Source organism: Klebsiella sp. D5A, from assembly GCF_001620885.1.
Lineage (GTDB): Bacteria > Pseudomonadota > Gammaproteobacteria > Enterobacterales > Enterobacteriaceae > Klebsiella > Klebsiella variicola.
This window is the reverse complement of sequence record NZ_LOAR01000018.1, coordinates 12,827-25,969: the sequence shown is the minus strand read 5'-3', so window position 1 is coordinate 25,969 and position 13,143 is coordinate 12,827. Positions and strand designations below refer to the sequence as shown.

9 protein-coding genes and 1 pseudogene are annotated in these 13,143 nt (G+C 57.0%); 9 read left to right on the top strand and 1 reads right to left on the bottom strand.

Annotated elements, in window-relative coordinates; genetic code table 11:
* Positions 1-193: 193 nt before the first annotated feature.
* From traD to AS136_RS21980, 8 genes are all read left to right on the top strand, one after another.
* The gene (gene traD, locus AS136_RS22015; RefSeq protein WP_063266998.1) at positions 194-2,506 is read left to right on the top strand and encodes a type IV conjugative transfer system coupling protein TraD; all 2,313 of its coding nucleotides are present in this window, start codon (positions 194-196) and stop codon (positions 2,504-2,506) included.
* On the top strand, positions 2,506-7,767 hold the full coding sequence (gene traI / locus AS136_RS22010; RefSeq protein ID WP_063266997.1) for a conjugative transfer relaxase/helicase TraI: 5,262 nt from the start codon (positions 2,506-2,508) through the stop codon (positions 7,765-7,767). The genes traD and traI overlap by 1 nt, the downstream gene beginning before the upstream one ends.
* Before the next feature lie 89 nt (positions 7,768-7,856).
* The gene (gene traX / locus AS136_RS22005) at positions 7,857-8,582 is read left to right on the top strand and encodes a type-F conjugative transfer system pilin acetylase TraX (RefSeq protein ID WP_063266996.1); all 726 of its coding nucleotides are present in this window, start codon (positions 7,857-7,859) and stop codon (positions 8,580-8,582) included.
* 71 nt (positions 8,583-8,653) lie between these two features.
* Positions 8,654-9,250, top strand: coding sequence for a fertility inhibition protein FinO (locus tag AS136_RS22000; protein ID WP_063266995.1), 597 nt, complete (start codon positions 8,654-8,656; stop codon positions 9,248-9,250).
* A 19-nt stretch (positions 9,251-9,269) separates the two neighbouring features.
* Positions 9,270-9,617, top strand: a complete 348-nt coding sequence (locus AS136_RS21995; RefSeq protein WP_040088254.1) for a DUF6404 family protein — start codon at positions 9,270-9,272, stop codon at positions 9,615-9,617.
* A gap of 476 nt (positions 9,618-10,093) precedes the next feature.
* Positions 10,094-10,402, top strand: a complete 309-nt coding sequence (locus AS136_RS21990; protein WP_063266994.1) for a hypothetical protein — start codon at positions 10,094-10,096, stop codon at positions 10,400-10,402.
* A 104-nt stretch (positions 10,403-10,506) separates the two neighbouring features.
* Positions 10,507-11,058, top strand: coding sequence for a phospholipase D family nuclease (locus AS136_RS21985; protein ID WP_063267016.1), 552 nt, complete (start codon positions 10,507-10,509; stop codon positions 11,056-11,058).
* A 135-nt stretch (positions 11,059-11,193) separates the two neighbouring features.
* A complete protein-coding gene (locus AS136_RS21980) occupies positions 11,194-11,463 on the top strand; it encodes a replication regulatory protein RepA (protein WP_025712715.1) in 270 nt (89 codons plus the stop codon).
* A gap of 18 nt (positions 11,464-11,481) precedes the next feature.
* Here the strand turns inward: AS136_RS21980 and AS136_RS29395 are convergent.
* Positions 11,482-11,599 (bottom strand): annotated as a pseudogene (locus AS136_RS29395) (replication protein RepA).
* 212 nt (positions 11,600-11,811) lie between these two features.
* On the opposite strand from AS136_RS29395, the gene repA reads away from it, so the two are divergent.
* Positions 11,812-12,612: an incFII family plasmid replication initiator RepA gene (gene repA, locus AS136_RS21975; protein WP_309143451.1), complete on the top strand. Its 801-nt coding sequence runs from the start codon at positions 11,812-11,814 to the stop codon at positions 12,610-12,612.
* Positions 12,613-13,143: the final 531 nt, after the last annotated feature.

Sequence of the window (13,143 nt, the reverse complement as noted above, 5' to 3'; positions counted from 1 at the left end):
TCTTTATTTGATCAGAGGTTATTTATGGCAATATCTGAACCTGTCAGGTCTCTTGAAACACATAAACTGATGCCTGGCGATATTTCTCCACATCCTGCTGTGGGGGAGGATTATTCCCTGCAACCCCGTTAGGTCTGTTTTCGCTGATTGATTTGTCCTTTCGACCCTAATAATTTACTGACGGATTAGTGCCATGAGTTTCAATGCCAAAGATATGACGCAGGGCGGTCAGATCGCCAATATGCGCTTTCGCATGTTTGGTCAGATTGCCAATATTATTTTCTACGTGCTGTTTATTTTATTCTGGGTGCTGTGCGGGCTGATGCTGATGTATAGGCTTAGCTGGCAAACCTTTGTGAACGGCTGCGTATACTGGTGGTGTACGACGCTGGGTCCGATGCGCGATATTATTCGTTCCCAGCCGGTATACACCATTCAGTATTACGGCCAGTCTCTGGAATATACCTCAGAACAAATCCTGGCCGATAAATATACTATCTGGTGCGGAGAGCAGCTGTGGACCGGTTTCGTCTTTGCTGCCGTGGTTTCTCTTGTCATCTGTATCGTGACGTTCTTCATCGCCAGCTGGGTGCTGGGCCGCCAGGGGAAACAGCAGAGTGAGGATGAGAATACCGGCGGGCGCCAGCTTTCCGATAAGCCCAAGGAAGTGGCCCGTCAGATGAAGCGTGATGGTATGGCCTCCGATATTAAAATTGGCGACCTGCCTATTCTTAAAAACTCCGAAATCCAGAACTTCTGCCTCCACGGTACCGTGGGTTCCGGTAAATCAGAAGTAATCCGCCGGCTACTGAATTATGTTCGTGCCCGGGGCGATATGGCCATCATTTACGATCGCTCCTGTGAGTTCGTCAAAAGCTATTACGACCCGTCACTGGATAAAATCCTCAACCCGCTGGACTCGCGCTGCGCGGCCTGGGATTTGTGGAAAGAGTGCCTGACACTGCCGGACTTCGACAACATCTCCAACACCCTTATCCCGATGGGTACCAAAGAAGACCCGTTCTGGCAGGGCTCCGGTCGCACTATCTTTGCCGAAGGCGCGTTTCTGATGCGCAAAGACGACGATCGGAGCTACGAGAAGCTGGTTGATACCATGCTGTCCATTAAAATCGACAAGCTGCGCGCCTATCTGCAGAACACGCCGGCAGCGAACCTGGTTGAAGAGAAAATTGAGAAAACGGCCATCTCCATTCGTGCCGTGCTGACCAACTACGTCAAGGCTATTCGCTACCTGCAGGGCATTGAGAAGAACGGCGAGCCATTCACTATCCGGGACTGGATGCGCGGTGTCCGTGAGGACCGACCCAATGGCTGGCTGTTTATCTCGTCCAACGCTGACACCCATGCTTCCCTGAAGCCGGTTATCTCGATGTGGCTGTCGATTGCTATCCGCGGCCTGCTGGCTATGGGGGAGAACCGTAACCGGCGCGTGTGGATCTTCGCTGACGAGCTCCCCACGCTGCACAAGCTGCCGGACCTGGTCGAAATCCTCCCTGAGGCGCGTAAATTTGGTGGCTGTTATGTGTTCGGTATTCAGTCCTATGCCCAGCTGGAAGACATCTATGGCGTCAAGCCTGCCGCCACGCTCTTTGACGTGATGAACACCCGGGCCTTTTTCCGCTCCCCGAGTAAGGAGATTGCGGAGTTTGCTGCCGGTGAAATTGGCGAGAAGGAAATTCTCAAAGCCAGCGAGCAGTATTCCTACGGTGCGGACCCGGTGCGTGATGGTGTGTCGACCGGAAAAGAAAAAGAGCGGGAAACCCTGGTCAGTTACTCCGATATTCAGACGCTGCCGGACCTGTCCTGTTACGTCACGCTGCCCGGACCGTATCCGGCCGTGAAGCTGGCCCTCAAATATAAGCCGCGTCCGAAAATTGCCGAGGGATTTATTCCGCGCCGACTCGATACGCGTGTAGACGCCCGGCTCAGTGCGCTGCTTGAAGAGCGGGAAGCTGAAGGGAGTCTTGCCAGGGCACTTTTCACGCCGGATGCGCCGGCATCGGGGCCGGCTGATACAGACAGTCACTCCGGAGAACAGCCTGAGCCGGTCAGCCAGCCTGCGCCAGCAGACATGACAGTATCTCCGGCACCGGTAAAAGCGCCGCCGACAACGAAGATGCCGGCAGCGGAACCTTCCGTCAGAGCAACGGAGCCGCCCGTCCTGCGGGTCACCACCGTACCGTTGATCAAACCAAAAGCAGCCGCAGCGGCCGCTGCTGCCTCAACAGCGTCCTCTGCCGGTATCCCTGCAGCAGCTGCAGGCGGGACAGAACAGGAGCTGGCGCAGCAGTCCGCGGAACAGGGACAGGACATGCTGCCGGCCGGCATGAACGAGGACGGTGTCATCGAGGACATGCAGGCGTATGACGCCTGGCTGGCAGATGAGCAGACACTGCGGGATATGCAGCGGCGTGAGGAAGTCAATATCAACCACAGCCACCGCCACGATGAGCAGGGTGATGTCGAGATTGGGGGGAACTTCTGATGATGTCGATTGGCTCCGTTAAATCGGCGGGCAGTGCCGGTAATTACTATACGGATAAGGATAATTACTACGTCATAGGGAGCATGGACGAACGCTGGCAGGGTAAGGGGGCTGAAGCGCTGGGGATCGACGGGAAAGCCGTGGATAAGGCGCTGTTTACGGAACTGCTGAAAGGGAAGCTGCCGGATGGCAGCGACCTGACCCGGATACAGGACGGCGCCAACAAGCACCGGCCCGGTTATGACCTGACCTTCTCGGCCCCCAAAAGCGTGTCGGTCATGGCGATGCTGGGCGGCGATAAGCGCCTTATCGATGCCCACAACCAGGCGGTAACCGAAGCGGTGCGGCAACTGGAGACGCTGGCCGCGACCCGGGTCATGACGGACGGTAAAAGCGAAACGGTGCTGACCGGAAATCTGATTGTGGCGAAATTCAACCACGACACGAACCGTAACCAGGAACCTCAGATACACACCCATGCCGTCGTCATTAACGCCACGCAGAACGGGGACAAATGGCAGTCTCTCGGCACAGATAAGATCGGTAAAACAGGTTTTATCGAGAGCGTGTACGCGAACCAGATAGCGTTCGGGAAGCTTTACCGGGAGGCGTTCAAACCCCTGGTTGAGAAGCTTGGCTATGAGACGGAAGTTGTGGGCAAACACGGGATGTGGGAGATGAAAGGGGTCCCTGTGGAACCGTTCTCCACCCGGTCTCAGGAGGTCAGGGAGGCCGCAGGGCCCGATGCATCCCTGAAGTCCCGGGATGTGGCCGCGCTCGATACCCGCAAGTCGAAAGAAGCCATCGATCCGGCAGAGAAGATGGTGGAGTGGATGAACACGCTGAAGGAGACCGGATTTGACATCCGGGGGTACCGTGAGGCCGCCGATGCGCGAGCCGCAGAGCTGGCCCGTGCACCTGCCGCGCCGGTGAACACTGACGGTCCGGATATCACGGATGTGGTGACGAAAGCGATTACCGGACTCAGCGACCGCAAGGTGCAGTTCACGTATGCCGACCTGCTGGCACGCACGGTCGGCCAGCTGGAGGCGAAGGACGGTGTGTTTGAGCTGGCGAGAAAGGGCATCGATGCCGCCATTGAACGGGAGCAGCTTATTCCTCTCGATCGCGAGAAAGGCCTGTTCACCTCAAACATCCACGTTCTCGATGAACTCGCCGTCAAAGCCCTGAGTCAGGAGGTGCAGCGCCAGAATCATGTCTCAGTCACGCCTGATGCGTCTGTGGTGCGCCAGGTCCCTTTCAGCGATGCCGTCAGCGTGCTGGCGCAGGATCGCCCGGTAATGGGTATCGTTTCCGGTCAGGGCGGTGCAACCGGCCAGCGGGAGCGGGTGGCCGAGTTAACCCTGATGGCCCGGGAGCAGGAGCGTGACGTCCATATCCTGGCGGCCGATAACCGCTCACGTGATTTTCTCGCCGGTGATGTGCGTCTGGCCGGGGAAACGGTGACCGGTAAATCCGCCCTGCAGGACGGGACGGCGTTTATTCCAGGCGGAACACTCATCGTGGATCAGGCGGAGAAGCTGAGCCTGAAGGAAACGATTTCCCTGCTCGATGGCGCGATGCGCCATAACGTGCAGGTCCTGCTCTCCGACAGCGGGAAGCGCAGCGGGACCGGCAGCGCGCTGACGGTGCTGAAGGACAGCGGCGTGAATACGTATCGCTGGCAGGGTGGCCATCAGACCACTGCCGACATCATCAGTGAACCGGATAAAGGAGCACGCTACAGCCGGCTGGCACAGGAGTTTGCCGTCAGCGTGCGTGAAGGGCAGGAAAGCGTGGCCCAAATCAGCGGGACCCGTGAACAGAGTGTACTCAACGGCCTTATCCGTGACTCCCTCAGACAGGAGGGGGTGCTGGGTGAGAAAGACACGACCATTACAGCCCTGACGCCGGTGTGGCTGGACAGCAAAAGCCGGGGCGTGCGGGATTATTACCGGGAGGGGATGGTGATGGAACGCTGGGATCCGGAGACCCGGGCGCACGATCGCTTTGTTATTGACCGGGTGACCGCGAGCAGCAATATGCTGACCCTGAAAGACCGGGAAGGGGGCCGTCTGGATCTGAAGGTTTCCGCGGTCGACAGCCAGTGGACGCTGTTCCGGGCAGAGACACTGCCGGTGGCAGAGGGGGAACGTCTGGCGGTGCTCGGGAAGATACCGGACACACGCCTGAAGGGCGGGGAAAGCATCACGGTGATGAAAGTGGAGGACGGGCAGCTGACGGTACAGCGGCCGGGGCAGAAAACCACGCAGACCCTGGCCGTGGGCGCGGGCGTGTTTAACGGTATTAAAATCGGCCACGGCTGGGTGGAAAGTCCCGGCCTGTCGGTTAGCGAGACGGCAACGGTCTTTGCGTCGGTGACGCAGCGTGAGCTGGATAACGCCACCCTCAACCAGCTGGCGCAGAGCGGAAGTCATCTCCGGCTGTACTCGGCGCAGGATGCTGCGCGCACGACTGAGAAGCTGTCGCGGCATACCGCCTTCAGCGTGGTCTCAGAGCAGCTGAAGACCCGATCCGGAGAGACGGACCTGGATGCGGCCATTGCGCAGCAGAAGGCCGGACTGCATACCCCGGCAGAACAGGCCATTCACCTGTCCATCCCGCTGCTAGAGAGCCAGGACCTGACCTTCACCCGCCCCCAGCTGCTGGCGACGGCACTGGAAACCGGGGGTGATAAGGTCCCGATGTGGTCTATTGAGATGACCATTAAGAAACAAATCAAGTCCGGACAGTTGCTGAATGTCGGTGTCTCCCCGGGCCACGGTAACGACCTGCTGATATCCCGTCAGACCTGGGATGCCGAGAAAAGCATCCTGACCCGGGTACTGGAAGGCAAAGACGCGGTGGCCCCCCTGATGGACCGCGTGCCGGCCAGTCTGATGACGGACCTGACCGCCGGACAGCGGGCGGCGACCCGGATGATTCTGGAAAGCACGGACCGGTTCACGGTGGTTCAGGGGTATGCCGGGGTGGGGAAAACCACCCAGTTCCGGGCAGTCATGAGTGCCATCAGTCTGCTGCCGGGAGAGACCCGTCCGCGCGTCATCGGTCTGGCGCCGACGCATCGCGCGGTCGGGGAAATGCAGAGTGCCGGCGTGGACGCGCGCACGACGGCGTCGTTCCTCCACGACACGCAGCTGCTGCAGCGCAATGGCCAGACACCCGATTTCAGCAACACCCTGTTCCTGCTCGACGAGAGTTCGATGGTGGGGTTGTCAGACACGGCGAAAGCCCTGAGCCTGATTGCGGCCGGGGGAGGTCGCTCAGTGCTCAGCGGAGATACCGACCAGCTGCAGTCCATTTCCCCGGGCCAGCCGTTCAGGCTGATGCAGCAACGCAGCGCCGCCGACGTTGCCATCATGAAAGAGATTGTGCGCCAGGTGCCTGAGCTGAGACCAGCGGTCTACAGCCTGATTGACCGGGATATAGATCGTGCTCTGGCCACCATCGAGCAGGTCACGCCGGAGCGAGTACCGAGGAAAGAAGGCGCCTGGGTGCCGGGCAGTTCAGTGGTGGAATTCACGCCGACGCAGGAAGAGGAGATACGTAAGGCGCTGAGCAAGGGGGAAAGCCTGCCGGCAGGCCAGCCCGCGACGCTCTACGAGGCACTGGTGAAGGACTATACCGGACGGACCCCGGAGGCACAGTTGCAGACGCTGATTATAACCCATCTGAATAATGACCGGCGGGCACTGAACGGTCTGATTCATGAAGCGAGGCGGGAGAACGGGGAAACTGGCAGGGAGGAAGTCACCCTGCCGGTGCTGGTCACGAGCAACATCCGTGACGGTGAACTGCGCAAACTGTCGACCTGGACAGCTCACAAGGGGGCGGTGGCGCTGGTTGATAACGTATACCACCGTATCGACAATGTGGATAAGGATAATCAGCTGATCACCCTGACTGACAGTGAAGGAAAGGAGCGATATATCTCTCCCCGTGAAGCCTCTGCTGAAGGTGTGACGCTTTATCGCCAGGAAGAGATCACCGTGTCTCAGGGGGACAGAATGCGTTTCAGCAAGAGTGACCCGGAACGCGGTTATGTGGCCAACAGCGTCTGGGAGGTGCAGTCTGTTTCGGGTGACAGTGTCACGCTGTCTGATGGCAAAACCACCCGCACGCTGACTCCGAAGGCGGATGAAGCACAGCAGCATATCGACCTCGCCTACGCTATCACGGCTCACGGCGCCCAGGGGGCCAGCGAACCGTATGCCATCGCGCTGGAGGGTATGGTGGGGGCGCGAAAACTAATGGCCAGCTTCGAGTCTGCTTACGTGGGATTGTCCCGCATGAAACAGCATGTGCAGGTCTATACCGACAGGCGTGAGGGCTGGATAAAGGCCATCCAGCATTCACCTGAGAAAGCGACTGCGCACGATATTCTTGAACCCCGTAACGACCGGGCGGTGAAAACCGCCGATCTGCTGTTCGGGCGGGCAAGGCCACTGGATGAAACCGCCGCTGGCCGGGCAGCCCTGCAGCAGTCCGGCCTGGCACAGGGAAGTTCACCGGGAAAATTCATTTCTCCGGGGAAAAAGTACCCTCAGCCGCATGTGGCGCTGCCGGCATTCGATAAGAACGGGAAAGCCGCCGGTATCTGGCTCAGCCCGCTGACCGATCGGGACGGACGGCTGGAGGCTATCGGCGGAGAGGGAAGGATTATGGGCAATGAAGACGCCCGGTTCGTGGCGCTGCAGAACAGCCGCAATGGTGAAAGCCTGCTGGCCGGGAATATGGGAGAGGGGGTCAGAATGGCCCGCGACAATCCCGATACCGGGGTGGTGGTGCGGCTGGCCGGTGATGACCGTCCCTGGAACCCCGGGGCCATGACCGGCGGGCGGGTATGGGCTGAACCGGCGCCGGTGGCTCCGGTACCGCAGGCCGGGGCTGACATTATCCTCCCGCCAGAGGTTCTGGCGCAGCGGGCAGCAGAAGAACAGCAGCGCCGCGAAATGGAAAAACAGGCGGAACTGACTGCCCGGGAAGTGGCCGGGGAGGCGCGTAAAGCCGGCGAGCCGGTGGACCGGGTGAAAGAGGTTATCGGGGACGTCATCCGCGGACTGGAGCGTGACCGGCCGGGCACGGAGAAAACGACGCTACCGGATGATCCTCAGTTCCGGCGCCAGGAGGCGGCGATTCAGCAGGTGGCCTCAGAAACTCTGCAGCGTGAGCGTCTGCAGGCTGTTGAGCGGGACATGGTTCGTGACCTGAACCGCGAGAAAACCCTCGGGGGCGACTGACGCGCCTGCGGCTTGTCTGCCCCGGCAGGGGCTCCGGTTAACACCGGAGGCCCTGCCGGGGTGCGGAAAAAAGAGAGAAGGATACAGATATGACAGCACACACAATGGGTTTCAGAGCCGCTGACCGTTGGCTGCAGGCATTACTGACCTGGACACCGGGTCAGACGGATATGATTAAAACGGTGGCCCTGGTCCTGATGGTCACCGACCATGCCGGGTTACTGCTGGTACACAATAACGAGATAATGCGGCTTCTGGGACGGGGCTGTTTTCCGCTGTTCGGTCTGGCATGGGGAATGAATCTGGCCCGGCACGCGGAAATACGCCAGTCGCAGCTCAACAGCCTGTGGGTCTGGGCGCTGGTTGCCCAGGTGTCGTTTATGCTCATCGGGTACCCGTGGTATACCGGGAATATTCTGTTTGCCTTTGCCATCACGGGCCAGGTCCTGCGGTGGGTCAGCCAGCCGTCCTGGTTTTACACCCTCCCGGCGGCTGGACTGCTGGTCGCCTGGATACCCCTGTCAACCGGCAGCTACGGCATGGCCGGAGTGGGCATGCTCACCGCCAGCTGGCTGCTTTGTCGCGCACAGCATGCACAGGAACGGCTGGGATACGGGGTGCTGTGGGCCCTCATGGTGTTGCTGATGAATATGAATGACGTGAGTGAATCAGTGGCCGGGCTGGCGATAGCGCTGCTGACGCTGATGGTGTGCTCATCTGCCGGAGAACGTGTGAAACGCTTCTGGCCGCGGCAGTTCTTCGTGATGTTCTATGCCGTGCACCTGGCGGTACTGGGTATTGTCGTCTCAATGTGAACGCAGGAACAGGAAAGGACGATGTCGTTCAGGTATAGTAGCTCTTATTAGCTGAACGATAGGCAATTGTTATGGCAGAAGAAAAACGCCCTGTACTGAGCCTGAAACGAAAACCGGCGGAGAACAGTACGGCCCCCGCAGAGGCAACCCCTGCTCCAGGTGTGGTGCGCCGAAAGAAGGTCGTGGTGGTCTCGTCCCCGCCGGCCTGGAAGGCAAAAAAAGAGAAACTTGAGAAGCTTAAACAAGCGGCCGAAGCCGCCGCGCGCAACGCTGCGCCGGTACCAGTTAAAGCGGAAAAGACGCCACCTCCGGTGCGTTATCTTCGCCTGTTGCCGCCGGAACAGGCCATCATGACCCTCAAGGCGTTCTGGCCACAGCTGTTCGACGGAAACTCCCCCCGCCTGCTGGCAACAGGAATGCGCGAACAGCTGTTTGCCGACATTGTGAACCGCGACCTGCCGCTGTCGCATAAACAGGTGATTAAATGCCTGAAGAGTCTGACCCGGTCTGCGGGCTACCTGTCCCGGATGAAGGAGGGGGCCTCCCGCTATGATCTGCAGGGGAACGCCGTCGCGACCGTCACTGCAGAGGAAGCGCAGTACGCCAGTGAGCGCATGATGAAAGAACTACTGCGAACTGAGCGTATGCGGAGCCAGTCTGCTGACTGAATACAACAGAGGTGAGGAAATGGATTTTGAAGCGCGGAAACAAAAGGCGCTGGCGATAATGGCCAGCCGTAAGATGTGGAAAAGCAATTATGCACCGCTTCTGATACGACTGTTGTGGCGGCTGGGGATAAACATTCCCCCGCTGCCGTTTGCTCCGCTCTGGCAGGTTTTTGGCGTGATGACAGGCTCTTTCTCCGTCGGATACGGACTGTGGATGTACTGGATGGTGTGGCGGGCCCAGGGGATGCCCCCCCTGTTCGCTTGCAAAATCAGTCTTATCGCGGGCGTGTTATTTGGCCTGACGATGGCACTGTTTCATCTGTGGCGGCGAAAGGTGAATAAATTACCTGACTGGAAAGATTTATAACGGAATAAATATAGGCTGTCAGGTTGTAAATATCCACGACCTGACAGATCCCACATTATCTTAAAAACATTAACTCTGTATGGTGTGGTTATTATATGTGACTGCGTCCGTTCTGGTATTACTCCCGTCCGGAAAGGTCTTTTGTGTTTATTATTGTCTCACAGTCAGAAAAATATATTCAAACGAAAGAGAGGTAAAAGGGTGAAAGGCGTTGTGGCTGAGGCGTGTGTGTTGCCCGGGTATGGGCAGACGCGAAGAATGACAAGCCGTTCGGTACACTGAATGGCCGATTCGGGACTGCCTCGTCCCGGGGGAATGTGACGCTTATAAGTGCTCAACTTTCAATTTAAATCATCCACTTTCAGTATTTAACTGATTTCAATATTTTCATTGCATCACGACGCGTGATTTATGAAATGCACAGGCATTCTTATTGAGTGTTAATTATCAAATAAAAATGAACAGGAGTAAGAAAAATGATTATCGCCGCCGAAGTGAAACGTGATGAACAGGGGTACTGGACACATCCTGCGCTGGCACGAAGTGGCTGTGAAACTTCCGCAGAATTAAGCTACTGGCTCAGAACCAATAAACTTCAGTGCTTTGTGATGACAATGCGCGATGAAGCGCCAGAAGCTTTCGCTGCCGGATTTACGGATGAAGCCCCGGATGCCCGTGGCTGGATACCGGAACCGCCGGATGATGATAGCTGGTTTCTGGGCTCTGTCCACGATACCGGCGATGGACCCGTCTGCTACTGGTTTAGGCATACCACAAAATCCTGACGCCTCCGCATGGCGTCGTTGTCCAACCCGGGAGCGGGGAAAAGCCAGTTTCCCCCGCTCCCGGCGTTTCTTAAAACACCCGTTAAGGAAATACTGTGAAAAAAATTAACCGTACACTCCGCAAATGTTGTCTGCCGGGGCTTATCAGCCTGGCTTTGTGTGCACCTCTTCCGGCCGTGTATGCCGCCAGCATCGAGACGGGATATTCTCCGGAAGGAACGGCTCTGCAGCTGGTCCTGAAGACTATTGATTCTGCGCAGCAGGAAATCCGGCTGATGGGGTATTCCTTTACCTCACCTGAAGTCGCCGGTGCGCTTGTCAGGGCAAAGCGGCGTGGTGTCGATGTGAAAGTGGTTCTGGACTGGAAAGCCAATACCGGCAAGCAAAACCAGGCGAGCCTGGCGGCCATGAATCTTCTGGTCAATACCGGCATCCCGGTTCGCACAGTGTCGCAGTACAAAATCATGCACGACAAAGTCATCATTGCCGACGGCCGTAATGTTGAAGTGGGGTCCTTTAACTTCACCCGCTCCGCCGATCGGGGCAATTCAGAGAACGTGCTTGTCGTATGGGATGATCCAGTCGTTGCTCAACGCTATCTGCAGCACTGGCAAACTCGTTGGGAGACGGGAAAAGACTGGAGTTCCTCGTATTAACCCCCTCGCTCAATAACCTGCTCGTTGCGCCAACAAGGGCTGGTTATATAACAAAAAATAACGTAACTCTCGCTGCATGTAGCGACGTGTAGTATCTTTGTTCAAGTATTCAGTTATATGCTTGAGGAGGCAGAGATGTCACAGGTCGTTAACGGAGTTACTTCCTCATCTAAACGTCCCTATAGAAAGGGCAATCCTGTTTCTGCGGCTGAACGTCAGCAGAAAGCTGTTGCCCGAAAAAAAGCGACGCACAAAGAGGTGAGAGTATTTGTGCGGGATAAGCTTAAAAACCAGCTTCAAATCATGTGTGAGAATGAAGGAATTACTCAAGCAGAAATGATTGAGAGGCTGATTGAAAGGGAATCTGCGAAACTAGGAATTGACGTAACGACGTCACATTCTTGATCATACCTGCTATGGGTGCTAGATTACTGATCGTTTAGATATTCTTGGCTGGCCACGCCGTAATGTGGCAGGGAACTGGTTCTGCTGAGGTTTGACCCCGGAATCAAAAAGCAAAAACCCCGATAATCTTCTTCATTCTTGGCGGAGCGAAAAGATTAACGGGGCCTTCATAAACTGCATAGAACGTGTTGCTCTATGCAGGGAGTATATGTACATGCTCAGAAAACTTCAAGATCAGTTTCTGTGCTTTACTCCTTCTGTGCAACATAAGCGCAGGAAGCGGTGACAGAACAGAATCCCCAAAAATCGTTTCATTACGTGCAAGTGAAAAATGCTGAGCCACGTTTTATGGCGCGTGAAGGCAAAAAAACACTGCCGTTCTGCCGTAAGCTGATGGCGAAAGCCGAAGGCTTCACGTCCCGTTTTGATTTTTCCATTCATGTGGCGTTTTTGCGTTCGCTGGGTAAGCGGCACAGGATGCCGCCACTGTTGCGCCGGCGTGCAATTGACGCGCTACTGCAGGCAATGTGTTTTCACTATGATCCGCTGGCCAATCGCGTGCAGCGCTCGATTACCAATATGGCCATCGAGTGTGGACTGGCCACCGAGTCCAGGAGCGGCAACCTGTCAGTCAGCCGTGCCACCCGGGCGCTGAAGTTTCTGGCGGAGCTGGGGCTCATCACCTATCAGACGGAATATGACCCGCAGATCGGCTGTAACATCCCGACCGATATCACCTTCACCCCGGCTCTGTTTTCCGCGCTTGACGTTTCTGAGGTGGCTGTGGTGGCCGCGCGCCGCAGCCGTGTGGAGTGGGAAAACCTGCAGCGCAAAAAGCAGAAACTGAAACCGCTGGATATGGACGAACTGATCGCTAAAGCGTGGCGGTTTGTGCGTGAGCGTTTTCGCAGCTATCAGGCTGAGCGTAAATCTCACGGCCGGAAGCGGGATACTGCACGGCGGGATGCATCACGGCAGCGTCATGACATCGAGACGCGCGTGCGTCAGCAACTGACCCGGGAATACGCCACCGGCCGCTTCAGGGGCGATCATGAAGCGCTGAAGCGTGAGGTTGAGCGCCGTGTGCAGGAGCGCATGCTGCTGTCGCGCGGGAACAACTACACGCGACTGGCCACTGTCCCCCTATAACATTCCTTCCTTAAAAAATCCGGCCGGCGCCGGAGGCTTTCGCACGCCTGTTGTCCGGCTACTACGTATTATCTTATCTTCAGGCCTCCTTTCCTCACCATAATTCCGGTCTTCCTCGCGTCAACGTGGCCTTAAATGTTATCGCCGGCGTCACTTTTGACGGCCGATTTCTGTTATCCACATATAACTGCAAGGGAGTATTTCATATAGCGCCAATCGGTGTTTTCACAAAGCGCCAGCCGTCTGACTTTCAGGGCGCGTGGTTCCTTTTAAACATCAGCTCTGTATCTCTTTTAAAGATCCTTTAATAAATCCTGTAAACCCATAACCTGTTCATCGCCTGCCCTGTTGACAGGCTCAGGATAATGTCCGCCCTTGCAGCGACCTGACGGTCGCGCCGGTTCGGCAACATCAGAGAGAGCTCCCATCGCTTCGCGACGGGCCCCCGCCGGAAAATTAAATTAGTTACAGCATTCAAAAGGAAATCCATCATTAAACCGGCGCCGGTTTGCCGGCCAGGAGCCCCTCCCC

Excerpts from the sequence above, each read along its gene's own strand:
- traD (WP_063266998.1), top strand. The coding sequence starts at position 194 with ATGAGTTTCAATGCCAAAGATATGACGCAGGGCGGTCAGATCGCCAAT.
- traI (WP_063266997.1), top strand. The coding sequence starts at position 2,506 with ATGATGTCGATTGGCTCCGTTAAATCGGCGGGCAGTGCCGGTAATTAC.
- traX (WP_063266996.1), top strand. The coding sequence starts at position 7,857 with ATGACAGCACACACAATGGGTTTCAGAGCCGCTGACCGTTGGCTGCAG.
- AS136_RS22000 (WP_063266995.1), top strand. The coding sequence starts at position 8,654 with ATGGCAGAAGAAAAACGCCCTGTACTGAGCCTGAAACGAAAACCGGCG.
- AS136_RS21995 (WP_040088254.1), top strand. The coding sequence starts at position 9,270 with ATGGATTTTGAAGCGCGGAAACAAAAGGCGCTGGCGATAATGGCCAGC.
- AS136_RS21990 (WP_063266994.1), top strand. The coding sequence starts at position 10,094 with ATGATTATCGCCGCCGAAGTGAAACGTGATGAACAGGGGTACTGGACA.
- AS136_RS21980 (WP_025712715.1), top strand. The coding sequence starts at position 11,194 with ATGTCACAGGTCGTTAACGGAGTTACTTCCTCATCTAAACGTCCCTAT.
- repA (WP_309143451.1), top strand. The coding sequence starts at position 11,812 with ATGGCGCGTGAAGGCAAAAAAACACTGCCGTTCTGCCGTAAGCTGATG.